We start from the raw sequence: 25568 nt of genomic DNA, 5'->3' as shown, positions 1-25568 counted from the left end.
CATCGGCCTGGCGCGAGCCAGCGCTGGAGGCTCAGAGTGTCGTGTTGAACGGAACCTTGATGGACCCATCCAGGATGCCGGCGCGAACCTTGTCGACCTCGGCCAGCGCTTCCTTCGCCTTGGCGTTCAGATCCGCCGATCCCTGTTCGGAAAAGACCGGCGAAAGAATGAAGTCGATGACGCCGGTGCAAAGGCCTGTGTGCTCGTGCACGCCGCCCTTCCAGTCTGGCCCGACTGCCTTGCCGGCTTCGTTGTAGAGCGAGACGCCGAAGTCGAGGCTGACGATCGAGATCAGCGATTTCGGGCCTAGCTCATACTGTCCCGGCGCAAGGCAGCTCACCATGCGGCCTTCCTTCTCGTTCGCCGCAGCGATGATGCCGCCGTCGGTGGCCGCCGCGTCGGTCTGGATGTAGTCGATGCCGTCATTGTACATCTGGGTCGCGATTTCCTGGCCCTTTGCCGGGTCCTGGAATGAGCCTGCGAAGGCGGCGATGACCGTGGCATCCGGTCGAATGGATTGCACGCCGGCCTTGAACGCGTTGAAATCCGCGTTGAGCGGAGGAATGGAAACGCCGCCGATAAAGCCAGTCTTGCCGGTCGACGTCATCTTGGCCGCGAAAACCCCCGAGAGATAGCAACCAAGATAGTAGTCGTAGGAGACGGTCACCACATTCGGGATTGCCGGCTCGAAGGGATCGGCGAAGAGCTGGATCCACTTGGTGTTGGGATAGGAGGGCGCCAGCGCCTTGAAGGGCTCGGCCACTTCGTTGAAGGTCGAGACGATGATCGCCGCGCCTGCATCGCCGAGCGTGCGATAGACCGTCTCGTAGGTCGCCGGGTCCTGTGCATAGATGGCGCGGTATTCGAAACCCTTTTCTTCCGAAAGCTGCTTGAGCTTGGCGATCATCTGATCCACCGGACCATTGTCGCCTGCAGCCTGCGTGTGCACCAGCGCGACCAGCCCTCCGGATGCGCGGGCGAATTCAGGGACGACGCTCGCCGCAAAGGCCAGCGCCGCGGCACCCGCGCCCGCCTGCAGGAATGTCCGGCGATGCATCATGTGCTGTGCAATGTTCCCAGTCTTGTCTGTCATGATTGTTCCCTCTTCTTGTCTTGTCGTCTCTCATGCGCATCTCAGGGCGCAGGCAAGGCTGCGCGCCGCTTCCCGCCTCAAAGCGGCGGCGAATAGGAGGCGGGGTTCATGATCATCACCTCCTGCTTTTGGATCGCGTCCAGCGCCCAGACTTCGGAGATGAACTTTTGCCAGTCCGGGTCGGCATACATGGCCGTGCGGCGCGCCTCGCGATCCGCGAGGCTGTCGTATGCCCACATCAAAACCGTGGTGTGCAGGGTCCCCAGCTCAGAGACATAGAGACCGACGAACTTGTTCAGGTGGCGCTTCTGCACGGGAAGGCCGTCCGCCTCGTACTTCTTCATCCACTTGTCAACCGTGCCCGGCTTGAAGGTGTAGGTGCGGTGTTCCAGGATCATCCGTTTGCTCCCTATGCGTTCAGGATGAATTCGGCGCATTTTTCGCCGATCATGATGGCTGGCGCGTTGGTGTTGCCGCTTGAGATAACAGGCATGATCGAGGCGTCCGCCACCCGCAGCCCCTCGATGCCGCGCACCTTGAGCCGCGCGTCGACCACAGCCATGCGGTCGTTGCCCATCTTGGCGGTCCCGACCGGATGGAAGGTCGTCATGGCCGTCGCCCGCAACCAGCTCGTCAAGGCCGCATCATCGAGCGCTCCCGGCCCCGGGGCCAGCTCCTTGCCGCGATAGCGGTCGAAAGCCTTCTGGCCAACAATGTCACGGGTCAGCCGGATGGCATCGATCATCGTGCGGACGTCGAAATCGTCACGGAGGTAGTTGGCCTGGATCTTCGGCTTGTCCATCGCGTTCGCCGAGCGCAGCGTGATCTCGCCACGGCTCACCGGGTTGACGGGGCCGACGCGGATGGTGAACCCGTGGTTCGCCTCCACGGCCTGCTTCTTCCGGAACGGATTGGGGAAATGCAGGTTGGCCGTCTTTTCCAGCGCCGGCATGAAGTGCAGCTGGATATCGGGGGCGACCAGGCCATCGTTCGAGCGGATGAAGGCACCGGCCTCATAGGGGAACGTCGTGGTGACACCCTCGCCGAACAGCATGCCCTGGGCAACGGCGGGAATGAGCTTGTCCGCCCGCAGGTCGCTGAACAGCGTGATCGGCTCCCGGCATTCCCAGCTCATGACGCAGTCGACATGGTCCTGGAGGTTCTTGCCGACGCCCGGCAGGTCCAGCACCGGCGCGATGCCGAGCGCCCGAAGCTCGTCTGCCGGCCCGATACCGGACAGAAGCAGCGCCTTGGGCGAATTGACCACCCCTGACGAAAGGATCACCTCCCGCGCTGCGCGGGCGCGACCCAGTACGCCGTCGTTCAGATACTCGACACCGCATGCGCGGTCGCCTTCGATGATCAGGCGCGTAAGCTCCGCCCCCGTCAGCACCGTGAGGTTCTTGCGGCCGAGCGCCGGACGCAGGAAGGCCCAGGACGTGGACCAGCGCTTTCCCTTGCGGATGGTGAAGTCGTAGCGGCCAAAGCCTTCCTGCGTCTCTCCGTTGAAATCATCGTTGGCCGGATAGCCGGCCTGGATGCCCGCCTCGCAGAACACATCCATCAGCGGATTGTTACCGCGGGCCCGGCAGACCGTGAGTTCTCCGTCGCCGCTGTGGAAAGCGTCCTTGCGCTGGACATGCGTCTCCGAGCGTCGGAATGCCGGAAGCACTTCATCGTAGGACCAACCGGGCAGCCCGAGCTGCGACCAGCGATCGTAATCATGGCGATTGCCGCGCACGTAGATCATGCCGTTGATGGTGGAGGTCCCACCCAGCACCTTGCCGCGCGGCCAATAGAGCGAGCGGCCGTTGAGATAGGGTTCCGGCTCCGTGTGATAGTGCCAGTTGTAGATGCCGGAATGGAACAGCTTGCCCATCAGCATCGGCAGGCGAAACAGCGGGTTGCGATCCTTGCCGCCGGCCTCGATCAAAAGCACACGGATTTCCGGGTTCTTCGACAGACGGTTCGCGAGAACACAGCCGGCCGAGCCCGCACCAACGATGATGAAATCATATTCCGGGCTACGCGCCATGGGTCACCATGCGATGGGCCGGTCGCCCATCGCCTCCAGATGGGAGTTGCAGAGAAGGAAAGGATTTTCCCGACCGAGCACCTTGTCGGCAAAGGCGGGATGCTCGCGTTGGATATAGGCGACATGCCCTGTGCGCCCCTCGGCAACGCCGGCTTCCGAAAAGATGTCCGCCGCCGCTCCACCGAAGCCGAGGAAGACGACCGGCTTACCGCGCGCCACAAGCGCTTCGACCACCCGCAGCATCAGCGGTCGCCAGAAGGCAAGATGCCCGCGCGACTGGTGCGGGTCGATATCGATGCGGAAGCGAGAAAGCGTCAGCGAGGCATTGAGCAGGAGAACGCCCTCCTTGACCCAACGATCTGCAATCAGGCTCGGCGCCTCGAACGACTCTGCGGGATCGCAAAGCAGATGCCGCACATCCGGCCACCGGCTGAAATCGCGTGCGAGTTCCTCGTCGCCAAGGCGCGCTGCCGCGATCAGCTGCATGTAGGCGCGGATGCTCTTCGAGAACATCTTGTCCAGCTCGCTCCACGCGGCCAGATTTCCGGCCTCGAAGGCCCGCCCCGTCGCAAAACCCGGCTCGGGATAGGGATCCTGGCCGAGAACCAGGCAGCGCACGCCATCGGGCGCAATTCCGTCGAAGGCCGCCAGGGCGTGCGCGCCCCGAGGCTGACCGGGAAAAAGCTTGCCGCGCCGCACCGGGAAGATCGGCTCCCACGGCTCCAGCTCGAGGTCCGCATCGATACGGCCAAAATCGTCGCCGACGGGGCCGAGCGCATCACGCCAGGCGAGCGGGAGGTCGCCCTCCCAGCCAGCAAACGTTTCCGCCATTGCCTCCCTCAAGCGCATCGGCATTACGGCTCCCCTTCCGTTCATTGAGGTCGAGACTAGACAAAAGCTGACCAAAGTGTCAACTTTCAAACGGCAAAAAATGACGACTCGGTCAAGTTTTTCTGACTATATCGTCAACTTTCTGGCGAAGAGCGATATGCTTGCATTTCGCTGGAAAACGCGGCAATTGCGAAAGCAATCCCGCCACCACGCATGATTGCCTGGTGCGAAGCGAGATGGAGGCGAAACCATATGGTAAGGGCAGCACGCGATCCCGAAGAGCGCATCCGCGAACGCAACATGCGGCTCATCATCAAGGCCGGGATCGAAATCTTCGCCCGCAAGGGCTTCGACGGCACGCGCATCGCCGAGATTGCCGAGGCTTCCGGGCTGCCCAAGGCAAATGTCTATTACTATTTCTCGTCCAAGGAGGAGATCTACACCGCCATCATCGCGCACCTACTCGCCAGCTGGGACGATGCGTTGAAATACATCGCACCGGAGCGGGAGCCGGCGGAAGCATTCAAGCTCTATATCAAGGCGAAGCTGGAATACACGCGCAAGAACATGGCGGAGTCCCGGCTCTTTGCCAGTGAGATCATCCAGGGCGCCCGCTTTCTGTCCAGGAAGGATCGGGAGCATATCCGCCAGGTAACGGACGCCCATGTCGCCGTCGTCGAGGGCTGGATCGCCGCCGGCAAGATGCTACCGGTCGATCCGCGTCATCTCTTCATCATGCTCTGGGCATCGACGCAGTTTTATTCGGACTTCGAACCGGTCGCCGTCGATGCGCTCAAAAAGCCTCGCTTGAAGGCCGATGACTATGAAAAGGCGGCGACCACGATCACCGAGACGATCCTGAGGGGCATCCTCCGGCAGCCCTGAGCCGGACAGGCGAACAAAGCCCCTTGCGCCATTCCTGTTCGCATAGCGCGCGTAAGTCCCGGTGATCCGGCTCATTCAGGGTTGGCGCTAACGCAAAATTTCGCCGGGCGGCGGCGGCAAACAGGCTCAAGGGAGCACCGGACGTTGCCTTTTTGGCAATCGCCCTTGCGAATATCTGTGCTTCTTCGGCAAGGGAAACTCTGAATAATTGGCCGTGCAAGCAACTCTTCAGAGATCCGCAAGATGGCCTATGTCATTACCGAACCCTGCATCGACGTGAAGGATGGCGACTGCACCGCCGCCTGCCCTGTGGATTGCATCTACGAGGGTGGGCGCACCTTCTACATCCACCCGGACGAATGCATCAATTGCGGCCTCTGTCTTTCGATCTGTCCCGTCGATGCCATTGTCTGGGACCAGGAGATATCGGACGGCCAGCGCCATTTCATCGCTGTGAACAAGGAATTCTTCGGGAGCGAGATCACTGGGCTGGGCTCGCCGGGCGGCTGGAGCAAGGAGTGCTCCACAACGCAGGACCATCCGTTCGTTGCGGCCTTCGAGAAGGCAGCGGCCATCGCGTAGCAAGCCCTGCCCCATAGGAGACGAGGCGGGCGACGCCTAGTCTAGCGCCTCGTCGCCACGCTCACCAGTTGGAGTAATAGGCCCGCGTTGCGTCGGCCAGCTTGGTCACGCGCCCGCGCTCGGCGGTCAGCCGCGGAAGGTCAGCGCGCGCCTGCTGCACGAGTTCGGCCCGGGCAGCTTCGAAATCAACCCGGGTCAGCCGCCCATCGCACATGACCTCCTGTCCTGCGACATAGAGCGCCTTCGCATGCGCGGCCGTCATTCGGGTAAGCAGTACCTCTGCTTCATCCAGGTCATCCGTGAGGCTGTCGGCAATCAGCGCACCGTAATCCACGAGCACAAGATCTTCGTTCGCCGGCGCGTTCACCACCTTGGCGCCGACATGGATCGCCGCATCGAAGACGCGTCCTGCCGTAAAGGTCCGCGACAAGCCGCGGCCGCCATGCAGCAGATGGGCGAGGCGCAATTCGCGCCAGAGATCCTGGTCGTCGTCAAACCCCGTGCCATCGAGACCGAAAGCGAAAGCGGGACCGCTTGCAGGTATGGCGGCGACCGGCGCCACGCCCGAAAGCAGCCTCAAGTTCGCCGACGGGTTCGACACGAGTTGCACGCCCCGCGCAGCCAGCAACTCCAGCTCATCCACTCGCAGTTGGACGCCATGGGCAACGGCAAGGCGGGGCGAGAGGAAGCCGATCTCGTCGAGATACCGGACAACCCCTTGCGGAAAGCGCCGATCCAGCCACTGCCTCTGCCTCGGGCTTTCAAGGAGATGCATGTGAATCCGCCGGCCGGTTGCATGAGAGGCCTCGGCGATCGCTTCGAGCAGTGCATTGGAGCACCATTGCGGCCCGATCGGCCCGTACTGTACGTCGATCAACGGGCTGGCATTGGCTGCAGCGACCGCGTCGGCCGCCGCAATCTGGACCGAGGGCGACGCATATCTGGGGATCGAGGCACTGAGTTCGTCCCAGTCTGCCGGATCGAGATACGGCCGCAATCGCTCGGGCCCGCCGTCATAGGCCCACGGATCATGGTCGAGAAGCGGACAGGAAATCGCAAGCCGTATTCCCACGTCGCGCGCCGCACGCATGACGGCGCCAGCCTCGTCGACGAGACGGTCGACATTGAGAGAATTGTGGCAATGCATGGTCGCGCCGACACCCGTTTGGGCCAGCCTTGAGAACGCCACCAACGCTTCCAGATAGGGGTCGGTTCGCGGCCGGAGCCGAAGTCCCGGGATCCACACTTCCAGGGCGTCGTCGACATTGCCGAAATCGAGCGTTCGAATGCCATAGCCGTGATCGTGCGCGTTGACGGGCGGCGGCATCAGGAGAGCACCGGCGGGGATCGCCGTCCACGAGGCGCCCTCCGGCAAATGGTCCAAGAGGTTTGGCTCGCGCCTTGCGGCCTCGTGGCCGGGACGCAAGAGACGTCTGCCTGGAATGGCTGCTGCGCTCACGGCTGAATTGCCTCCATGATCTGGTCGCTGAACTTCTGCAGTTCCGCGCCGACGAATTCGATGACGGCTTCCGCCGCATGCGTACGCTGCCGGCGTCGCTGCACCAGGATCCCGATATGGAGGTTCTGAAGGCGCGAACCGGAGAGCGGTATGGCGACGAGATCGCCCGACCTGATCTCGGCGAGGAAACCGATCGGCGTGAAGAAAGCCACGCCCTGACCGGAGAGGATAAACGGCTTGAGCATCATCTGGCTGTTCGACAGCACAAAGGGCCGCCCGGTCCGTTCGAAGACCGAAAGTTCGATCTCGATCAGCGAGCGTATCGGTTGCGTGTCGAGTTGGAGCAGGAGATCGTACTGGGCGCATTCGGCAAGCGAAACCTGCCGCTGCCTGGCCAGCGGGTGTTCCCGGCCGACGAAGGCCATCAGCGGCATCGGCACGCGAAAGAGCATCTCGGTATCATCAGGCCGGGCCAGATCGAAGGTCAGCCCCATATCGACATCGCCCTCGGCGACCAGACTGCTGATGTTGCCGTGACCGGCCGTGTGGATGTGAAAGCTCACGCCGGGATGGATGCGGTGGAACGCATTGACCATGTCCGGCAGGAACTGGATCGCCAGGCTGTCGAGACAGGACATCTGCACACGACCGGTTTTCTTGCCCTGCAAAGCGCCGAGGTCGCTGCGCAGCAGTTCGAAATTCTCAAGCGTCACCCGCGCGTGGCGTAGCACGTTTTCCCCGGCAACAGTCAGCCTCAGGCCATTCGAGAGCCGCTCGAAGAGCGCGATCCCGAGCTCGTCCTCCAGTTTCTTGATCTGCCGGCTGACCGCCGAGGATGCGACATGAAGCTCCTCGGAGGCCTTGCGAATGGACCCGGATCGCGCGACCGAGACGAAGTATTTCAGGATGCTGGCGTGCATTCGATTGGATCCCTCCTCCCCTGGGCCCCGACCTATAACACGCTCACCGTCCCCTCCAAACGGGCGCGCGCTTCTCCTGAAAAGCGCGGACACCTTCCAGCGCGTCCTCACTGTTCAGCGCCTTCACAAGCGCGGGCGTGCGCAATCCCTGGGCCTCCGCCGGAGACAGATGTCCGGTGCGATTGACCGTCTGCTTGATGGCGCGGAGCGAGAGCGGCGCACAGGCGACGATTTCCTTCACCCAGCGGGAGACGGCAGCATCGAGCTCGCCCGGTTCGGCCAGTTCGTTGACGATGCCGAAGGCGTGCATCTCGGCGGCCGAGAACCGCCGACCGGTCAACAGCACACCCATGGCGAGGTTGTGCGGGATCCTGCGCTGAAGAAGCACCATGCCGCCATCGAGCGGCAGACGCCCGACGCGAGCCTCAGGCAGGCCGAAGGCCGCCTCCGTCGAAGCTATGACGATATCGCAGCCGAGAACCATCTCGAACCCACCACCGAGCGCATAGCCATTGACCCTGGCTATGACGGGGACATCCAGCGAGCGGCGAAAGGCCAGTCCTCCAAAGCCGTTCGGCCGGCTTTCGGTCCAGTAATCAAGGCCGGTCTTTTCAGCCCCCTTCAGATCCGCCCCGGCGCAGAACGCCCGTTCGCCGGCGCCCGTCAAGACGACGCAACTGATGTCGTCGCGCGCTTCGATCTCTTCCCAGACCGCCTCCAGTTCGCGTTCGGTGGCCGCGTCCACCGCGTTCATCCGCTCCGGACGGTTGAGGGTGACGCTTGCGACCCTATCCTCTACGACGAAGGTGACGCTCATGCCGCATCTCCCTGACGAACCGAGAGCCCCGAAAGAATCTCGTCGTTGTGCTCGCCGAGCTTCGGCGGGGCGATGCGCACCGTCACGGTCGCCGCCGACATGTCGATTGGCGAACCGACCAGCCGGATCGGACCGGCCTTCGTCTCTCCCGCGTCCAGGATCATGCCGTTGATCGTCGTCTGTTCGTCATCCAGCGCTTCGGGAAGCGAGCGTACCGGCGCGCAGAGAATATCCACCTGTTCCAAGCGGCCGAGCCAATGGGCGCTGCTGTTCTTTGCGAACGCCTCGCGGAAGACCTGCTGCAGTTCCGGACGGCGCTGCATCTGCGCGTCGAAATCCGCAAACTGCGGCTGGAGGGACAGGTCCTCGATCTCAAGGGCATTGCAGATGTCGCGCAGCGGATTCTGCTTGAAGGCGCCGACCATGACGATGGCGCCATCGGTGGTTTCGAACACGCCCGTCAGCGGGAAGGCGCCCCAGTTCAGGTCCTTTTCCCGCATCATGTGCGTGGTGCCTTCCTGCATCTGCATGGCGAGCATGGAGCTGTAGAGGCTGACCGCCACCTGCTGGCCGTGGCCGGTCTTCTCGCGATGCAACAAGGCAAGCAGGATGCCCTGCACCAGGTGCATGCCGGCTGAGTAGTCGGCAAGCGGCGTCGCGTAGATCGACAGCGGGTGGCTCGCATCGGACTTGCGCCGCATGACGCCCGAAAGCGCCTGCGCCAAGATGTCCTGCCCGCCCTTGTGCCGGTAGGGGCCTTCGAGGCCGAAGCCCGTGCCGACGGCGTAGATCAGCCGTGGGTTTGTCCGCTTCAGCTCTTCATAGCCGAAACCCATGCGCTCCATGACGTCAGGACGGAAATTGTTGACGACCACGTCGGCAGTGTCGATCAGCGCGCGGACGGCTGCCCGCGCCTCGTCCTGCTTGAGGTCGAGTGCAAGGCTCTTCTTGTTGCGGTTGAGCGAGGAGAAAACCGGATTGTTGAGGCCATCCGGGTCGGAGCCCAGCGACCAGCGCGAGAGGTCGCCGATCTTGGCCTTTTCGACCTTGATGACCTCGGCGCCGTAATCGGCCAGCATCTGCGTGCAGCACGGGCCAAGCATGACCTGGGTAAAGTCGACGACGCGGATACCGTCGAGGGGAAGAGACGTCATTCTGCGGCCTCCAGATAGGTTGCATTTTCGGATGGTACGTCGCCGGGATCGGCACCCTGCGCCCGCAGCTGCTTCTGGATCGCCTTGACGTCGGCGTCTCGCACCTTGACGCCGGCATTGAGCGCGACGGTGGCGGCAACACCGGCCGCCTCGCCCATCGCCATGCAGGGCGGGATCTCGCGGCTCGATTTTTGCGCCTGAATGGTCGCGGAATAATGCCGGCCTGCGACGATCAACTGATCGACCTCCTTGGGTAGCATGGCCCTATAGGGCGTGTAGTAGTCGCGGCCACGGCACACTGTGTCGGTGAAGTGCTGGCGGTTCATCACGTCGTCCTTGGTGACGACATATTCGCCCTGGAGCAGTCGCGACTGGCGCACGCCCGTCTGCGGCGCAAAGTCGATCACATGGGCATTTTCGAAGCCCGGCAGGTTGGCGCGGGCGAAGTCGAGCAGGCGGGCAATGCGGCCACGGCCCTCGAGTTCCGCATAGGTTAAGTCTTCGACACGGAGGCCAGAGAGCTTCGGCATGTGCGGGCAGTTGAGCCAGATGACGCCCGGCAGCGGGGTCTTCAACCACCAGAACGACCAGCAACCGCCAATCAGACGCTTGGCCTCGTGGTCGATTGCCTTGAACTTTTCGGGTTCCTCAAATTCGAAGCGCTCGGCGGCTTCTGTGTCGATGCCCCCCCAGCGGGAAACCGTCGTCAGGATGAAATTGCCGTCCGTATGCTGGGCGCCGGCATCGGCCGCAACGTCGAGGTCGCCCGAGGCGTCGATGACGACGTCGCCCATGATGGCCTCGCGGCCGGATTTCGTCTGGCAAACCACACCCTTGATCGTGCCGTTCTCGAGGATCGCCGAGGAGAACCAGCTATGGGTCCTGAGCTTCACGCCGGATTCGCGCAGGATGTCATAGGAGACGCGCTTGAAGGCGTCCGGATCGAAGGCGGCCGCATAGCAGATCGGGTGCGGCGCAGACGGCGTGTGGAAGTCGAACAGGCCCCAGCGCGCCCATCTTTGCCAGGCTTCCGGCGTATCGCGAATATCGAGCTGGCGGTCGCCATCCGTCGGCGTGACGCAAAGGCCGAGCGTCTTCATCCGTTCGATCATTTCCATGCAGATGCCACGCACGGTGATTTCGACGCCGTTGACCATGTCGTCGAGCACCAGAACCATACCGCCTGCGGCAAGGCCACCGACATAGGGATAGCGTTCGATAAGCGTGACGCTGGCTCCGGTGCGTGCCGCCGAAACCGCGGCGGAGATCCCAGCCGGTCCACCGCCGACGACGACGACGTCCGAGCGGTCGACGATCCGGGCATTGCGCAGGGGTTCTCTGATTGTTTCCATAGTTGTTTCCTCCATAGGGGAAGTGTCCGGCGAAATGTGAGGAGCTCACAGCCAGTGACTTCGTCGGTGGACCGGACCCGGTTATCCAGGTCCGGCAGCAAAGGGTTTGGGGGTCAGTGGTCCGTCGTCGGTTTCCAGCGGACGATCTTCGATTCCGCATAGGAGACGGCAAAGAAGAGAACCACGGCAAGCGAGGCCGCAATCACCACCGTCGCGTAAAGCAGCGGCGAGCGGAAATTGTAGGTCGCCTCGATGATCAGCGCACCGAGACCGTAGCTGGAGCCGATCCACTCGGCGACGATCGCACCCATCACGCTGCTGGTTGCCGCAATCTTCAGGGCGGCGAAAAGGAAAGGCAGCGAGCCCGGCAGGCGAACCTTCCAGAAAATCTCGGAGTTGCTGGCAGACAGGATGCGCATCAGATCGAGCATTGCGGGGCTCGCAGACTTCAGTCCCTGCACCATGTTGACCAGCGTCGGGAAGAAGCAGATCAGGCCTGCAATGATGATCTTCGGTGCGATACCGTTGCCGACGAGCAGCACCAGGATCGGCGCAAGCGCGATGATCGGGATCGACTTGATGATGACGGCGATCGGATAGAAGGCGCGCTCCGCAAGCGGACTGTAGACGAACCAGACCGCCAGAAGGACAGCGATGACATTGCCGAAGATGAAGCCGAGAACCGCCTCCATCAGCGTCGGCCAGAAGTTCGTCCACAAGACGCCGGCATTTTCGCCGAAGGCCTTGATGACGTCGACCGGCCCCGGCGCCATGAAGGTTGGCACCGAAAAGCCCCAGACAACGAGTTGCCACAAGAGGATGCAGCCGAGGATCGCGAGCGTTGCTGGCAGATGCCGCAGGATCGCAGCGGCAAGGCCATCGAGTATCCGGAACCGGCTGCCGTCGGTCAAGGCGCGGCCTTCCGCCTCTGAAGGAAGGGCATTCGCCATCAGCATTCTCCCAAAAGTTTGCGCAGGTGGGCGGTAACCTGGATGAACTCGACCGTGTCGCGCATCGCCAAGGATCGCGGATAGGGCAAGTCGACCTTCATGAACTCTTTGACGCGGCCGGGATGGGCGGCGAGCATCAACACATGTTGACCGAGGAAGACGGCCTCGGGGATCGAGTGGGTGACGAAAAGGATCGTCGTGCCGGTTTCCTGCCAGAGACGCAGCAGTTCTTCGTTCAGCTTGTCGCGCGTGATCTCGTCGAGCGCACCGAAAGGCTCGTCCATCAGCAGAATACGCGGGCGGGTCACCAGCGCGCGGGCGATCGCCACGCGCTGGCGCTGGCCGCCCGACAATTCGTGCGGCATCGACTTCTCGCGCCCCTTCAAGCCCACGAGGGCCAGAAGCTCTTCCGGGTCGGCATAGGTCGCGCCCGCCTCGCGTTTGCCCACCAGCAGGGGGAGACGCACGTTGTCGATCACGTTGCGCCACGGCAGCAGCGTCGCTTCCTGGAAGACGAAAGCGAAATCGCGGCCTTCGCGCGCCTTGCGCGGCGTCTGGCCATGCACGGACACCGAACCGTCGGTGATGTGCACGAGATCGGCCACCGTTCGCAACAAGGTCGACTTGCCGCAGCCGGACGGGCCAAGCATGGTCACGAGCGAGCCGGCCGGTATCTCGACCGAGACGTCGGAGAGTGCAGTGAAGCCGGAATCGTCCGCGCCGAAGCGGATATGAAGGTTCTTCACCGACACGGCGGAGTTGCCGACCTGCGCCTGACTGGCCCTGTTAAGCGTTTCCAGCATCGCCTTACCCTACGCTCTTGCGGACATCGGCGGTCGCATCCAGGATCGCCATCGTGTAGACGTCGTCGGCTTTGGGGACGGGGCCGGTGAACTGGCCGAGGTCCGCATAGGTCTTGATCTGCTCTTCCCAGTTTGCCCGGTCCATACCGCCCCACCCCTCGGTGGCGGTGGTCTCGTTGAACACGAACTTCATCAGCGGCCCGATGGCCTCAAGCTCGCTCGCCTTGTCGAGGTTCGGGTAGGATTCGAGCAGGATGTCGACGGCCTCTTCCTGGTTGTCGCGGGCATAACCCCATCCCCGTGCCGACCCGGAGACGAAGGCCGCGAGATGGTCCGCGTGATTTTGCAACTGGTCGTCGGTGGTGTAGTAGACGTTGGCGTAGAGGCGGATACCGCCGTCCCAGAGCGTCAGATCGACCCGGTCGTCGCCCAGAACCTTCAGGGCGTTGACGTTGGTCAGCCAGCCACAGACCGCATCGGCCTGGCCGGTGACGAGCTGGTTCATGTCCGAGCCCATGTTGACGATCTTGACCTGGTCTTCCGAGATCCCGTTCTTGGCGAGAAGCGCGCGCAGAAGAATGACCGAGGTCGGGATCGCGGCGATCGTCTTGCCGACCATGTCCTGTGGCTTGGCGATCGGATTTGCCTTGCGGGAGAAGTAGGCGAAGGGATGTTTCTGGTAGCCGGCCGCGAATGCCTTGATCGGCGCGCCGGCCGAACGGGCGAGCATCACCGAGGGGCTTGAGGAAATCTGACCGATGGTCGACTGGCCGACGGCAACGCCCGCCACACCATCGACATTCGGTCCGCCGGGCACGATTTCGAGTTCGATGCCCTTCTCGGCGTAGTAGCCCTTCTTGCGGGCTACGAGCTCTCCGAGAAGCCCATTGGAAGGCAGCCAACCGAGCTGCATGCGGATCGTGGTGCTGTCGGCAGTCAGGCCGGGTGAAACATTGATAAGGCTATGGGTCGCAGCAATCGCGCCCATTGCGGCCGCATTCGAAAGGAACCCTCGGCGGTTCATCATAAAACGAGACATATCGTTCCCCTTGCTTGTTATGGGAGCGATGATGATGGAATTTGGCATCTCATAAAGCACAATTTTTAGCGGTTGGTATTGCCGATACGGCAACGCTCGGATTGGCAATCAGGTTTGCCGTTTCGGCAATGGCGGGGTCTAAAGATTGTTCTTTGTGCGGGCTCGCTCGCATCCGATAAGCGAAGGCATCATCAAAGTCTGAGCGCCGCGGAGGATAGATATGGTGCAGAAAAACCTGATCGATGGGGAATGGATCGCCGGTGGCGAAGCGTTCCGCAACATCAACCCGTCCGACACCAACGACGTGGTCGGCGAATATGCCCGTGCGTCGGCCGACGATGCGCGTCTGGCGATCGCTGCAGCCAAGGCGGCGTTTCCGGCGTGGTCACGCTCGGGCATCCTCGAGCGTCACGCGATCCTAAGAAAGACCGCCGACGAGATCCTTGCGCGCAAGGACGAACTCGGAAGGCTCTTGTCGCGCGAGGAAGGCAAGACGCTCGCTGAAGGCATCGGCGAGACCGTGCGCGCCGGCCAGATCTTCGACTTCTTTGCCGGCGAGTGCCTGCGGTTGGCGGGCGAAGTGCTGCCGTCGGCGCGGCCCAACATCGGCGTCGAGATCACCCGCGAGCCGGTCGGCGTCGTTGGTATCATCACGCCCTGGAACTTCCCGATCGCCATTCCCGCCTGGAAGATCGCGCCGGCGCTCTGCTACGGCAACACCGTCGTCTTCAAACCGGCCGAACTGGTGCCCGGCAGTTCCTGGGCCATCGTCGACATTCTCCATCGTGCCGGTCTGCCGAAGGGTGTCTTGAACCTCGTCATGGGCAAAGGCTCGGTCGTCGGCCAGGCGATGCTCGACAGCCCGGACATCCACGCCATCACCTTCACCGGCTCGACCGGCACCGGCAAACGCGTGGCGCTCGCCTCGGTCGAGCACAATCGCAAATACCAGCTGGAAATGGGCGGCAAGAACCCCTTCGTCGTGCTCGACGATGCCGATCTTTCGGTTGCGGTCGAGGCGGCGGTCAACTCCGCCTTCTTCTCCACCGGCCAGCGCTGCACCGCGTCGTCGCGCTTCATCGTCACCGAGGGCATTCACGATCGCTTCGTCGCCGCGATGGGCGAACGGATGAAGGGGCTTGTCATCGACGATGCCTTGAAGGCCGGCACCCAGATCGGTCCGGTGGTCGATCAGAGCCAGCTCAACCAGGACACCGACTATATCGCCATCGGCCGCCAGGAGGGCGCCAAGCTCGCCTTCGGCGGCGAGCTTTTGAAGCGCGACACGCCCGGCTTCTATCTGCAGCCGGCGCTGTTTACCGAAGCGACGAACGCCATGCGCATCAGCCGGGAAGAGATCTTCGGGCCGGTCGCATCCGTCATCCGCGTCAAGGACTACGATGAGGCGCTCAGCGTCGCCAACGACACGCCGTTCGGTCTGTCCTCGGGCATCGCCACCACCAGCCTCAAGCACGCGACCCATTTCAAGCGCAATGCCGAAGCCGGCATGGTGATGGTCAACCTGCCGACCGCGGGCGTCGATTTCCACGTGCCCTTCGGCGGCCGCAAGGGCTCGTCGCACGGCTCGCGCGAGCAGGGGCGCTACGCCGCCGAGTTCTACACAACCGTCAAGACGGCCTACACGTCGGCATAGGTGTGAGCATGAGACCCGCCGTCCATTGCTGGGCGGCGGGGTTCGCCAGCAGTGACCGATCGTCTCATCAACTCCAGGAGTTAGATGCGGTCTCAGAAAACGGGATAGAGGCCTCGCGACGACACCACGTACTGGATCGCCGCCAGCAGGATCGCGACCGCAACGATCACGCCGATACGCAAAGTTCTTTCAAGGAAGGTTTCCTGGCCCTGCATCGTCAAACCTCGTTCTGCAACAGGTGTATTCGACAATCGGCAATGCCAGAGTATCAGGCTCGCGAGCGTGAGCACAGACCGCAGTGAAAAGTCGCAGAACGGGGCGACCTTTCAAAACCCGTCCGCCGCTCTACTGCATGTTTCCTTTAATCGTAGCCGATTAAAGGACAAAAACATGCAGCAATTCAAATTTCTACAGCGACCTTTGCGCGTCTGATAAGACGCGCGGCGCTGTAGATCAGGGACGGACGGGACCAGGCGGAAGAAACGCCTAGAGAGCCGCGCGCTTGTCGTATCTCGCGAGGCGGGCAAGCAGATAGTCCACTTCCGCGCGCGCTGTCGGGCTCAGCATCTGGGCCGGCTTGCGTTGTGCGTCGGAAGTGATGATCCCGCGACGCTTCAGAACGTGCTTGCGAATGGCAAGGCCGATCCCGAGCTGTTGCTCGTAACGGATCAACGGCAGGTGCGCGTCGAAGAGATCGTGCGCCTCATCCCTCTTCCCGGCGGCAAACAGCCCATTCAGTTCGGTGAGCATGTCCGGGAAGCCGTAGCCGGTCATGGCGCCGTCAGCACCTCGTTCCGGCTCGAAGTCGAGGAAAAGGCCGCCGTTGCCGCAGAGGATGGAAAAGTCGCGAAGTTCTCCCGTCTTCTGCATGGCCCTGAGCTTCGAGATCTTCTCCAGGCCGGGCCAGTCCTCGTGCTTCAACATCAGGCAGGACGGGTGGTTGGTGACGATCTTCGCGATGACGCCTGGAGTCATGACCACCGTAAGGGTCAGCGGGTAATCCTGCAGAACCCACGGCACATCTTCGCCGACGGCTTCGACCGCGCCGGCGAAATAGTTGATGATCTGATCATCCGCGCGCAGGGCAGGTGGCGGAGCGATCATCACGCCGGCAGCACCCATGTCCATCGACACACGCGCCAACGAGCGCATGCTGGCAAAGCCCGGCGCGGAGACCCCGACGATGACCGGGATCTTGGATCGTGAGACCACACGCTTGACGATAGCCCGGCTTTCCTCCGGTTCGAGCTTCGGGGCCTCACCCATGATCCCGAGGATCGTGACGCCGGTGCAACCACTCTCCTCGTAAAAATCCGTCAGCCGGTCGAGCGAAGTGAAGTCGATCGAGCCGTCATCGTGAAACGGTGTCGTCGCGATGGCGTAGACGCCCTTGGATTGCGTGCTGAACGTCATTTCTGGCTTTCCTTCCAGGCCTCGTAGCGGGCCTTCGTTTCTGCGTTCATCGGGTAAAGACCGGGAAGCGGCACCCCCCGGTCCACTTCGCTCATGATCCAGGCCTCCATGCGCTCCTGCTCGGGCGCCTCGGCGAGGACCTCACCGAGAAAAGCCGCCGGGACAAGGACTGCACCGTCGTCGTCGACCACGACAATATCATCAGGCAGAACGGCGACGCCGCCGCAATTGATCGGCTCTTGCCATCCGACGAAGGTCAGGCCTGCGACGGAAGGCGGGGCCGCGATGCCATTGCACCACACCTTCATGCCGCTCGCCAGCACGCCTTCGGCGTCCCGCATCATGCCGTCGGTGACGAGGCCGGCGACTTTCAGTTTCGCCATCCGGGCGCACAGGATGTCGCCGAAGATGCCGGCATCGTTGACGCCCATCGCGTCGGCAACGGCAACGCACCCCTCCGGCATCGCTTCGATCGCCGCCCGGGTGGAGATCGGCGATGCCCAACTCGCTGGCGTGGCGAGGTCCTCGCGAGCGGGGATGAAGCGCAGCGTGAATGCCTTGCCGACAACGCGTCCCTGACCGGGCTTCAGTGGCTTCGTGCCACGGATCCAGACGTTGCGAAGTCCTTTTTTCAGGAGAACGGTCGTGAGCGTCGCAGTGGACACGCCCTTCAGGATTTCAACGACTTGAGGCTCAAGTGTCATGGGAGACCTCGCACAGATCAGATGCTGTTGATCAGGCCGCCATCGACGCGAATGACGGAGCCGGTGATGTAGGATGCGCGGGGGCTAGCAAGGAAGGTGACGGTGTCGCCATATTCCTTCGGTTCGCCATAGCGGCCGACCGGGATCGATCCGGTGCTTTCGGCGGTGACATCGGCAACCGGCCGGTTCTCGCGCTTGGCCTTCTGCTCGTCCAGAAAGACGATCCGCCCCGTGGCGATGCGCCCCGGCAAGACGATGTTGGCGGTGATTCCGTCGCGCCCAACCTCGCGCGCCAAGGTTTTCGACCAGCCGACCAAAGCCAGGCGCAGGCTGTTCGATATCCCGAGATTTGCAATCGGCGCGACGACACCGGAAGACGTGGAGGTGATAATGCGCCCCCATTTGCGCGCGCGCATGCCCGGCAGCACCGCGTCGGTGACCGCGATCACCGACCGGACCATGAGGTCGAAGTATTTCGACCAATCGTCGGGCGACTGTCCCGCGGCGGGCGTCGGCGGTGGGCCGCCGGTGTTGTTGACGAGGATGTCGACCGGTCCGAAGGCGGTCTTTATGGCATCGAGCTTCTGACCAATCAGGGACAGGTCGCCGATATCCCAGGTGAGCGGAATGGCCTTGCCACCCTCGGCCCTGATTTTGTCCGCGGTCGCCTTGGCGCTTTCTTCGTGGATGTCGGCGACGACGACGGAAGCGCCCTCGGCCGCGAGCGACCTTGCGATTGCGCCGCCAAGCCCACCACCGGCGCCGAATACGAGCGCCGTCTTGCTGTTCAACTGAAGATCCAACTCTTCCTCCTCTTGCATTCGCGCCACTATGACAAGGCCAAAACGGAAGAAAAACCTTCCTTTTTATCCCTTCAGACGATAGAAAAACTAACGATGGAAACCCGCTTTCTCGAAACTTTTCTGGCTGTGGTTCAGCATGGCTCTCTGGCTGAGGCGTCACGGCGCATGGGCGTGACGCCAGCCGCGGTAGCGCAACGTATTCAGGCGTTGGAAGACGAGATCGGACTGCCTCTGCTCGCGCGATCAGGTCGGCGGGTGAAGCCAACCGAAGCGGGCGTCGCCATCCTGGAAAAGAGCCGGCGCGTTCTGGCCGAAGTCAGGCAGTTGAAAGGCCTGGCGCACGACGACCAGGCATTCGGAGAACTCCGGCTCGGCGCCATCTCCACGGTTCTGACCGGCCTGCTTCCGAATGCCTTGCGGCGGGTTTTCGACAAGACGCCGGGCGTCGACATCTTCCTGCTGCCAGGCACATCGGCCGAACTTTATAACAGCGTCGTGGAGGAGAAGATCGACGCGGCGATCCTGGTCAAACCGCCCTTCCCCATCCCCAAGACGCTAAGCTGGGAACTGATCCGATCGGAGCCGTTCGTAGTGCTGGCACCGATTGATCTCGCGCACATTCCCGCCGATCGCTTGCTTCGCGAACAACCTTTCATTCGATACGACAGGAGTAACTGGGGCGGCCGGCTTGCCGATACCTATCTTCAGTCCCAGCGCATCCTTCCGCGCGAATGGCTGGAGCTTGACGCGCTCGAAGCGATATCGGTGATGGTCGAGGCTGGGCTGGGCGTATCGCTGATGCCGGACTGGCGTTCGTCCCTGTTCGACAACCTGCGGGTTGCGCGCCTTCCGTTGCGCAACGCCCCGTGCCGCGAGATCGGGCTAATCAGACCTCAGAACCTGCCCTCGGGCCGGCTCATACAGGCCGTCCTCGATGCCATTCGGTCCTAGAAGAAATGGTGGCATTGAGAAAGAACCCGAAGGCGGCGACCCGCGCCGAACTTCATCCGGTCTGGAAAATCGCGAAAAGGAACTGTTTTCAAGGCGGAGCGTTTAGCAAGCCTGAGCGAAGCTATCGGGGATCCGTGCCATGTCAGACGCCACAAACACGTCCGACGGGGACCTGCTGCCCATCGAAGCGTCATGGCCTGTCGGCCATGGCGAGATGGAAATGCTGATTCAGGACTTCGACTGGTCGCGGACAGCACTTGGGGCCATGGAGCAATGGTCCCCGACGCTGCGGATTATGATCCGCTTCCTGTTGGTAAACCGCTTTCCGCTGTTGCTGTGGTGGGGGCCGCAATATGTTTCAATCTATAATGATGCCTATCGGCCGGTGCTCGGAGCCAAGCACTCCTGGGCACTCGGCAAACCGGTCAGCGAATGCTGGAGCGAGATCTGGCATATTCTGAAACCGTTGATCGATACCCCCTTCAATGGCGGCCCTCCGACCTGGAACGACGACATCGAGCTCGAGATCAACCGGCACGGTTTTCTCGAAGAGACCCATTTCACCATCGCCTACAGCCCCGTTCCTGACGACGTTGCGGAGAACGGCATCGGCGGCGTCCTCGCCACCGTGACCGAGATTACCGAAAAGGTCATTGGAGAACGCCGGATCGTTGTCCTTCGCGATCTGGCCTCTCGCTCAGGCGATGCGCGGACGCCGGCAGAGGCTTGCATGATCGCAGCCGAGACACTGGCGAAACACGAAAGGGATGTCCCCTTCGCGCTTCTCTATCTTCTCGACCCCGATCGCAAACGAGCACGGCTTTCAGGGGTGGCCGGTTTGGTGCATGACGACGCACTGTGCCCGCAAACGGTCTCTTTGGGGCAAGCCGATCGCGGCAAAAGCTGGCACTTTGACATGACGTTGGCACCACGCGTCGTCAATGATCTGGGCTCGCGTTTCCAGGCATTGGCAGGCGAGCGCCCCCTCGATCTGCCGGACACCGCAATCGTGCTGCCGCTTGCCGCTGCCAATGCGCCTGAAGCTGCCGGTTACTTAGTCGCCGGCATCAATCCACGGCTAAAACTTGACGAACATTACTATGATTTCTTGCAGCTCATGAAAGCACAGGTCGCCAGTGCGATAACGAATGCTCAGTCCTATGAAGAAGAGCGTAAGCGCGCAGAGGCTCTTGCGGAAATCGACCGAGCAAAGACCGTGTTCTTTTCGAATGTCAGTCATGAGTTTCGCACGCCGCTGACGCTGATGCTCGGCCACATCGAAGACCTCCTGGCCCGTGGTAACCAGCCACCCGACGACCGCGAACGGCTCCTTATCGCGCATCGCAACTCCCTTCGCCTGCTTAAGCTGGTGAACACGCTGCTTGAATTCTCACGCATCGAGGCGGGTCGGCTGCAGGCGCATTTTGAGCCGACAGATCTTGCCGCGGCAACGGCGGAACTTGCGAGTGCATTTCGCTCTGCAACGGAAAAAGCCGGCTTGCGTTTGACCGTCGATACACCACCGCTTCCCGAAGCGGCCCATGTTGATCGCCAGATGTGGGAAAAGATCGTGCTCAATCTCCTCTCCAATGCATTCAAGTTCACATTGGAAGGAGAGATCGCCGTCAAGTTGACCGCCAATGCAGACAACTTCGTGCTTGCTGTCCGCGATACGGGTATCGGTATCCCGGCCGAAGAAATGCCCCGCCTTTTCGAGCGGTTCCATCGCGTCGAAGGCGCCGAAGGACGCAGTCGGGAAGGATCCGGCATCGGACTGGCTTTCGTTCAGGAGCTGGTAAAACTTCACGGTGGGACGGTTTCGGCCGACAGCCATCTGGGCAAAGGCACGACCCTAAGGGTCAGCATCCCAAGAGGAAGTGGCCACCTGGCAGTCGATCAAACCGGAACAAGTGAAAGTCGCCCGTCAACCGCAATTGGCATTTCTCCCTTTGTGGAAGAGGCCCTTCGGTGGCTACCCGATTCCCGCCGGGACGCCGAACTGCCCGAGGTCGAGCCAGCCGCCCACCTGACGCAAGCCCGCAACGGCCGCCGCCATTCCCTGTTGGTGGTGGATGACAACGCCGACATGCGCGACTACCTGCGTCGCCTGCTTGGTGCCCAGTACGATCTTACGGTAGTCGGCCATGGGGAGGCCGCGCTCGCCGCGATCGCGTCTCAGAGACCAGACCTCATCCTCACGGACGTCATGATGCCGGGGTTTGATGGACTGGAATTGCTCAAAAGGCTGCGTTCGGAGCCGCAGACAACCACCATTCCGATCATCGTTCTGTCAGCGCGCGCCGGTGAGGAAAGCCGAATCGAGGGCATGCAGGCAGGCGCCGACGACTACATGATCAAGCCCTTCAGCGCGCGCGAGTTGCTGGCGCGTGTTGAGGCGCATCTCAAAATGTCTCACCACCGAACCAAAGCGGCAGAGCGTTTGCGCGCAAGCGAAGAGCGGTTCCGGGCCTTCGTCACAGCGAGCTCTGACATCGTCTATCGCATGAGCCCCGATTGGCGCGAGATGCGGTATCTGCAAGGCAAGGATTTCGTCGCTGACACTGAGGATCCAAGCGACAGTTGGCTCGAGAGATACATCCCTGCCGCCGATCAGGCGCATATCCTGACGACCATCGAGGATGCCATTCGGAACAAGGCCGTGTTCGAGGTAGACCACCGGGTTATTCTCGTTGACGGAAGTCTTGGCTGGACCCATTCGCGGGCCATACCGCTTCTGGGTAGCGACGGAGAAGTTGTGGAGTGGTTTGGCGCCGCGCGAGACATTACCGATCGCAAGCGCTCAGAAGAGACACAGCAGCTCCTGCTGAGCGAACTCAGCCACCGGGTCAAGAACATGCTTGCGTCGGTTCAGGCCATCGCGCGACAAACGCTGCGTTCTGCCAAGGACCCTGCCACCTTTGCCGAGAGCTTTAGCGGGCGCCTGCAATCGATGTCTAGAATGCACTCGCTTCTGACCCGCACTGGCTGGGAGGGCGCGGATCTTGACGATATCATTCATGACCAATTGCTGCCCGGGACGGTCGACGATGACCGGGTGGTAGCATCCGGCCCGCCAATCAGCCTCGATCCGCAAACGGCGCAGCACATGGCCATGATGTTGCACGAGCTCGGCACCAATGCCGTCAAATATGGTTCGCTGTCGACGCGCGCCGGCACGGTCTCGATCGATTGGACGCTGAACGATGGTACGCTTTGCCTTGATTGGCGGGAACGCGGCGGTCCATCCATAAGATCACCCGTCGCCCAGGGATTCGGGACCAAACTGATCGAACAGGTTCTAAGCAGCGGAGGGGGCCGCGCGCATCGCTCCGTCGAGGCCGAGGGCATGCGTTGGGAGATCGTCCTTCCCCTGGAACCTGATGCGAGCAACGCAGCAGAATTTGCAGACCCTGTTTCGAATGGCTCTCCACAGACTGCCGCGTCCTCTGTTGCGAGCATCGATGGCAAAACATTCGCGGTTATCGAGGATGAGCCCCTGATTGCCTTCGAGATCGCCGCGGTACTTGAGGAACAGCATGCGCAAGTCGCAGGGCCGGCATCGACGATAGGGGATGCCTTGCGCATCATCGACCAGGAACAACTGGATGGGGCGATGGTTGACGCCAATTTGCACGGACAATCGGTCGAGGAGATTGCAGCCGCCCTGACCGAGAAGAAGATTCCTTTCGTCTTCGTCACGGGCTACGGCCGTGAAGCGCTGCCTGCGGGCTTTACCGATGCGAGACTGCTCATGAAGCCGTTTACCTCGCAGCAATTGATCGAAGCCGCAGCGCTGCTTGTTACCAGGACCAATGCGGTCCACCGACTGCGTCATTGATCGAACGCCTGGCAGCCTTGTGGATTGTATTTGTTCTTGCTTGAGGTACCTTTTGTAGGCTCTGCGTTGCGCAGGGATCCCCTGCCGCGATTTGTGCCTGCGTCGACGATGCTGTTTAACCGGAGTTCGTGGGAGCGGTGAAAAATGCTGGTTGAAATCAGCGATCCCAAGGCATCTGAACAGGACTTCCGCGAGAGCGAAACGAGGTTCCGCGATATCTTTGAGTATGCCGGTGTAGCGGTGTGGGAGCAGGATTTTTCCGGCGTCTCCGAGCTCCTGCACGCGTTTCGATCAGAGGGCGTCGAGGATCTGCGCGCCTACCTGGCGACATATCCCGACCGTTTGGACGAAGCGATTGCGAGCGTGCGTATAGTCGACGTCAACCCGTTCACGGTCGAACTATTCGAGGCCGCCGAGAAAGACGAGTTGCTGCGCTCGCTCTCAAACGTCTTCCTCCCCGAGACGGCACCGATTTTCCTTGAGGAGCTGGTAACGATCTGGGAGGGACGACGGCGTTTCGGGGGCGATACCGTTCTGCGCACCCTTCGAGGGCGGCGACTGGACGTGGTATTCACGATCACGTTCGAGGGCGCACACCACGAACGCGCCTATGTCAGCATTCTCGACATCTCGCAGCGCAAGGCGGCGGAACGCCGGCTGGAGGCGGTCGATCGGATTGCCAAGACGATCGCGAGCAGTCTCGACCTTGACCATATCGTCCAGGCGGTGACGGACGCGGCAACCGAAATCGCCGGTGCTAAATTTGGGGCCTTCTTCTATAATCTCGTTGACCCGCAAGGCGAGCGATACACCCTTTACGCTCTTTCGGGGGCGTCCCGCGCGGCTTTCGAGAAGTTCCAACTGCCCCGCAACACCGCCGTGTTCGACCCGACGTTCCGCGGTTTGGGCGTTGTGCGCTCGAATGATATCCGGGCCGACCCACGCTATGGCAGATCGGCGCCGCATTTCGGCATGCCGGAAGGACATCTGCCAGTTGTCAGCTATCTGGCAGTTCCGGTGGTTTCGCGCTCGGGCGAGGTACATGGTGGGTTGTTCTTCGGTCACGATCAGCCCGGCATCTTTGCCGCCGACGCGGAGGACGCAGTGACCTCGATCGCCGCCCATGCCGCAATCGCGATCGACAACGCCCATTTGCTCAAGGCAGCCGCGCACGAGGTCACCGTCCGCCGCAAGGCCGAGCATGCGGCTCATCAGCTTGCTGCGATCGTCGAGTCGTCGGAGGACGCAATTCTTTCGATGGACCTGGACGGCGTCATCACCAGTTGGAACGCCGGAGCCGAGCGGCTCTACGGCTATACGGTCGAGGAAGCCGTTGGAAGGCCTGTCACGCTTTTGATCCCCAGCGATCGCCAGGGCGAGGAACTGGAATTCCTGGAGCAAGTACGCGCCGGCAACCGAGTCGATCATTTTGAAACGCTGCGCCAGCGCAAGGACGGAGTGCTGATACCGATCTCGCTCAGAATTTCGCCGATCCGTGACAACGCCGGCGTGGTTATCGGCGCCTCGAAGATTGCGCGCGACATCAGCGAGCGCAAACAGGCCGAACAACAGAAGGACCTGTTGATCCAGGAGATGGCGCACCGGGTCAAGAACCTGTTCATGGTATCCAGCAGCGTGGTGTCGCTGAGCGCCAAGTCAGCGGCATCGGTCGATGAACTCGCAACGGCCGTTGTCGCACGATTGGGGTCACTGGCACGGGCCCATGTGCTGACCTTGCCGACGCAGAGTACAAACGGCCCCGGTGATGGCCGGGCCAGCCTGCAGCCGCTGCTTGCGACCTTGCTGTCTCCGTATGACGGCGAGACCGGCGTGGGCCTGCGCCGGATAACAACCCGAGGAAGCGATCTGGACATCTCCCGCGCTGCTATTACAGGCTTTTCGCTCGTCGTGCACGAGTTCGCCACCAACGCTGCCAAATATGGCGCCCTGTCGACAGACACTGGCTATCTCGATCTTGAGTGTATCGATCAAGGAGGGGCGCTGGAGCTGATCTGGACCGAACGTGGCGGCCCGTCGGTGTCGGAAACCGAAGCCGAAGGCTTCGGCACCAAGCTCGCCAAGCTGACCATCGAAAGGCAATTCGGTGGAAAGATCCTCCGTCAGTGGCACCCGGACGGACTTGTCATTCGCCTCACGGTTCCCAAAGACCGGCTGTAGCCGTCCGGCGAGACGAAACCATGGCGGACGTCCGCACCACTCTTCGTCAATGACCGGTTGCACACCGTTCTTTGGGAGCGATGCGAATGAGGACCGGCGATCAATGC

General features: G+C 62.0%; 22 protein-coding genes. 6 read left to right on the top strand and 16 right to left on the bottom strand.

Annotation, left to right across the window (positions count from 1 at the left end):
* Positions 1 to 31 precede the first annotated feature (31 nt).
* The 4 genes from XB14_RS27445 to XB14_RS27430 all read right to left on the bottom strand — a co-directional run bounded on the left by XB14_RS27445 (position 32) and on the right by XB14_RS27430 (position 3959).
* On the bottom strand, positions 32 to 1057 hold the full coding sequence (locus tag XB14_RS27445; RefSeq protein ID WP_077967773.1) for a BMP family ABC transporter substrate-binding protein: 1026 nt from the start codon (positions 1055 to 1057) through the stop codon (positions 32 to 34).
* Positions 1058 to 1170: 113 nt separating this feature from the next.
* Positions 1171 to 1491, bottom strand: a complete 321-nt coding sequence (locus XB14_RS27440; RefSeq protein ID WP_077966506.1) for an NIPSNAP family protein — start codon at positions 1489 to 1491, stop codon at positions 1171 to 1173.
* An 11-nt stretch (positions 1492 to 1502) separates the two neighbouring features.
* Positions 1503 to 3128: a GMC family oxidoreductase gene (locus XB14_RS27435; RefSeq protein WP_077966504.1), complete on the bottom strand. Its 1626-nt coding sequence runs from the start codon at positions 3126 to 3128 to the stop codon at positions 1503 to 1505.
* A 3-nt stretch (positions 3129 to 3131) separates the two neighbouring features.
* On the bottom strand, positions 3132 to 3959 hold the full coding sequence (locus XB14_RS27430) for a uracil-DNA glycosylase (RefSeq protein ID WP_077966502.1): 828 nt from the start codon (positions 3957 to 3959) through the stop codon (positions 3132 to 3134).
* Between the two features lie 252 nt (positions 3960 to 4211).
* On the opposite strand from XB14_RS27430, the gene XB14_RS27425 reads away from it, so the two are divergent.
* Entirely contained in the window at positions 4212 to 4844 is a 633-nt protein-coding gene (locus XB14_RS27425; protein WP_077966501.1) for a TetR family transcriptional regulator C-terminal domain-containing protein, read from the top strand.
* Between the two features lie 243 nt (positions 4845 to 5087).
* Positions 5088 to 5426, top strand: a complete 339-nt coding sequence (gene fdxA, locus XB14_RS27420; protein WP_077966500.1) for a ferredoxin — start codon at positions 5088 to 5090, stop codon at positions 5424 to 5426.
* A 61-nt stretch (positions 5427 to 5487) separates the two neighbouring features.
* Here fdxA and XB14_RS27415 read toward each other — a convergent pair whose 3' ends face one another.
* The 8 genes from XB14_RS27415 to XB14_RS27380 form a co-directional block, all read right to left on the bottom strand.
* A complete protein-coding gene (locus XB14_RS27415; protein ID WP_327327677.1) occupies positions 5488 to 6810 on the bottom strand; it encodes an amidohydrolase family protein in 1323 nt (440 codons plus the stop codon).
* A gap of 71 nt (positions 6811 to 6881) precedes the next feature.
* Positions 6882 to 7805: a LysR family transcriptional regulator gene (locus tag XB14_RS27410; RefSeq protein ID WP_077966499.1), complete on the bottom strand. Its 924-nt coding sequence runs from the start codon at positions 7803 to 7805 to the stop codon at positions 6882 to 6884.
* A 43-nt stretch (positions 7806 to 7848) separates the two neighbouring features.
* Positions 7849 to 8622, bottom strand: coding sequence for an enoyl-CoA hydratase-related protein (locus XB14_RS27405; RefSeq protein ID WP_077966498.1), 774 nt, complete (start codon positions 8620 to 8622; stop codon positions 7849 to 7851).
* A complete protein-coding gene (locus XB14_RS27400) occupies positions 8619 to 9776 on the bottom strand; it encodes a CaiB/BaiF CoA transferase family protein (protein ID WP_077966496.1) in 1158 nt (385 codons plus the stop codon). Before XB14_RS27400 ends, XB14_RS27405 begins: the two co-directional genes overlap by 4 nt.
* Positions 9773 to 11128, bottom strand: a complete 1356-nt coding sequence (locus XB14_RS27395) for an FAD-dependent oxidoreductase (RefSeq protein WP_060644542.1) — start codon at positions 11126 to 11128, stop codon at positions 9773 to 9775. Before XB14_RS27395 ends, XB14_RS27400 begins: the two co-directional genes overlap by 4 nt.
* A gap of 113 nt (positions 11129 to 11241) precedes the next feature.
* Entirely contained in the window at positions 11242 to 12078 is an 837-nt protein-coding gene (locus XB14_RS27390) for an ABC transporter permease (RefSeq protein ID WP_077966493.1), read from the bottom strand.
* Positions 12078 to 12881, bottom strand: a complete 804-nt coding sequence (locus tag XB14_RS27385) for an ABC transporter ATP-binding protein (RefSeq protein ID WP_077966491.1) — start codon at positions 12879 to 12881, stop codon at positions 12078 to 12080. Before XB14_RS27385 ends, XB14_RS27390 begins: the two co-directional genes overlap by 1 nt.
* A 4-nt stretch (positions 12882 to 12885) precedes the next feature.
* Positions 12886 to 13920 carry an ABC transporter substrate-binding protein gene (locus tag XB14_RS27380; protein WP_077966489.1) on the bottom strand — a complete coding sequence of 345 codons (1035 nt, stop codon included), beginning with the start codon at positions 13918 to 13920 and terminating at the stop codon, positions 12886 to 12888.
* 220 nt (positions 13921 to 14140) lie between these two features.
* Between XB14_RS27380 and XB14_RS27375 the strand changes: the two genes are divergently transcribed.
* Positions 14141 to 15574: an aldehyde dehydrogenase family protein gene (locus XB14_RS27375; protein WP_077966487.1), complete on the top strand. Its 1434-nt coding sequence runs from the start codon at positions 14141 to 14143 to the stop codon at positions 15572 to 15574.
* Positions 15575 to 15666: 92 nt separating this feature from the next.
* On the opposite strand, the gene XB14_RS33805 is transcribed toward XB14_RS27375, so the two are convergent.
* The 4 genes from XB14_RS33805 to XB14_RS27355 form a co-directional block, all read right to left on the bottom strand.
* A complete protein-coding gene (locus XB14_RS33805; protein ID WP_268802317.1) occupies positions 15667 to 15789 on the bottom strand; it encodes a hypothetical protein in 123 nt (40 codons plus the stop codon).
* A gap of 271 nt (positions 15790 to 16060) precedes the next feature.
* Positions 16061 to 16987 carry a dihydrodipicolinate synthase family protein gene (locus XB14_RS27365; protein WP_077966482.1) on the bottom strand — a complete coding sequence of 309 codons (927 nt, stop codon included), beginning with the start codon at positions 16985 to 16987 and terminating at the stop codon, positions 16061 to 16063.
* The gene (locus tag XB14_RS27360) at positions 16984 to 17691 is read right to left on the bottom strand and encodes a ribonuclease activity regulator RraA (RefSeq protein WP_077966480.1); all 708 of its coding nucleotides are present in this window, start codon (positions 17689 to 17691) and stop codon (positions 16984 to 16986) included. Before XB14_RS27360 ends, XB14_RS27365 begins: the two co-directional genes overlap by 4 nt.
* A 17-nt stretch (positions 17692 to 17708) precedes the next feature.
* The gene (locus XB14_RS27355; protein WP_179119687.1) at positions 17709 to 18512 is read right to left on the bottom strand and encodes an SDR family oxidoreductase; all 804 of its coding nucleotides are present in this window, start codon (positions 18510 to 18512) and stop codon (positions 17709 to 17711) included.
* A 75-nt stretch (positions 18513 to 18587) separates the two neighbouring features.
* Between XB14_RS27355 and XB14_RS27350 the strand changes: the two genes are divergently transcribed.
* From XB14_RS27350 to XB14_RS33650, 3 genes are all read left to right on the top strand, one after another.
* Positions 18588 to 19445, top strand: coding sequence for a LysR family transcriptional regulator (locus XB14_RS27350; protein ID WP_077966476.1), 858 nt, complete (start codon positions 18588 to 18590; stop codon positions 19443 to 19445).
* Positions 19446 to 19584: 139 nt separating this feature from the next.
* Positions 19585 to 23283: a response regulator gene (locus XB14_RS27345; RefSeq protein ID WP_077966474.1), complete on the top strand. Its 3699-nt coding sequence runs from the start codon at positions 19585 to 19587 to the stop codon at positions 23281 to 23283.
* Positions 23284 to 23427: 144 nt separating this feature from the next.
* The gene (locus XB14_RS33650) at positions 23428 to 25461 is read left to right on the top strand and encodes a PAS domain S-box protein (RefSeq protein ID WP_077966472.1); all 2034 of its coding nucleotides are present in this window, start codon (positions 23428 to 23430) and stop codon (positions 25459 to 25461) included.
* Positions 25462 to 25568: the final 107 nt, after the last annotated feature.

Origin of the sequence: Ensifer adhaerens (assembly GCF_002007205.1) — a bacterium.
GTDB lineage: Bacteria > Pseudomonadota > Alphaproteobacteria > Rhizobiales > Rhizobiaceae > Ensifer > Ensifer adhaerens_D.
Note: the sequence above shows the minus strand (reverse complement) of the source record. Positions and strands in the feature narration are given on the sequence as shown.

Coding starts and splice junctions, on each gene's coding strand:
- XB14_RS27445 (WP_077967773.1), bottom strand. CDS start 1,057: ATGCATCGCCGGACATTCCTGCAGGCGGGCGCGGGTGCCGCGGCGCTG.
- XB14_RS27440 (WP_077966506.1), bottom strand. CDS start 1,491: ATGATCCTGGAACACCGCACCTACACCTTCAAGCCGGGCACGGTTGAC.
- XB14_RS27435 (WP_077966504.1), bottom strand. CDS start 3,128: ATGGCGCGTAGCCCGGAATATGATTTCATCATCGTTGGTGCGGGCTCG.
- XB14_RS27430 (WP_077966502.1), bottom strand. CDS start 3,959: ATGGCGGAAACGTTTGCTGGCTGGGAGGGCGACCTCCCGCTCGCCTGG.
- XB14_RS27425 (WP_077966501.1), top strand. CDS start 4,212: ATGGTAAGGGCAGCACGCGATCCCGAAGAGCGCATCCGCGAACGCAAC.
- fdxA (WP_077966500.1), top strand. CDS start 5,088: ATGGCCTATGTCATTACCGAACCCTGCATCGACGTGAAGGATGGCGAC.
- XB14_RS27410 (WP_077966499.1), bottom strand. CDS start 7,805: ATGCACGCCAGCATCCTGAAATACTTCGTCTCGGTCGCGCGATCCGGG.
- XB14_RS27405 (WP_077966498.1), bottom strand. CDS start 8,622: ATGAGCGTCACCTTCGTCGTAGAGGATAGGGTCGCAAGCGTCACCCTC.
- XB14_RS27400 (WP_077966496.1), bottom strand. CDS start 9,776: ATGACGTCTCTTCCCCTCGACGGTATCCGCGTCGTCGACTTTACCCAG.
- XB14_RS27395 (WP_060644542.1), bottom strand. CDS start 11,128: ATGGAAACAATCAGAGAACCCCTGCGCAATGCCCGGATCGTCGACCGC.
- XB14_RS27390 (WP_077966493.1), bottom strand. CDS start 12,078: ATGGCGAATGCCCTTCCTTCAGAGGCGGAAGGCCGCGCCTTGACCGAC.
- XB14_RS27385 (WP_077966491.1), bottom strand. CDS start 12,881: ATGCTGGAAACGCTTAACAGGGCCAGTCAGGCGCAGGTCGGCAACTCC.
- XB14_RS27380 (WP_077966489.1), bottom strand. CDS start 13,920: ATGTCTCGTTTTATGATGAACCGCCGAGGGTTCCTTTCGAATGCGGCC.
- XB14_RS27375 (WP_077966487.1), top strand. CDS start 14,141: ATGGTGCAGAAAAACCTGATCGATGGGGAATGGATCGCCGGTGGCGAA.
- XB14_RS33805 (WP_268802317.1), bottom strand. CDS start 15,789: ATGCAGGGCCAGGAAACCTTCCTTGAAAGAACTTTGCGTATCGGCGTG.
- XB14_RS27365 (WP_077966482.1), bottom strand. CDS start 16,987: ATGACGTTCAGCACGCAATCCAAGGGCGTCTACGCCATCGCGACGACA.
- XB14_RS27360 (WP_077966480.1), bottom strand. CDS start 17,691: ATGACACTTGAGCCTCAAGTCGTTGAAATCCTGAAGGGCGTGTCCACT.
- XB14_RS27355 (WP_179119687.1), bottom strand. CDS start 18,512: ATGCAAGAGGAGGAAGAGTTGGATCTTCAGTTGAACAGCAAGACGGCG.
- XB14_RS27350 (WP_077966476.1), top strand. CDS start 18,588: ATGGAAACCCGCTTTCTCGAAACTTTTCTGGCTGTGGTTCAGCATGGC.
- XB14_RS27345 (WP_077966474.1), top strand. CDS start 19,585: ATGTCAGACGCCACAAACACGTCCGACGGGGACCTGCTGCCCATCGAA.
- XB14_RS33650 (WP_077966472.1), top strand. CDS start 23,428: ATGCTGGTTGAAATCAGCGATCCCAAGGCATCTGAACAGGACTTCCGC.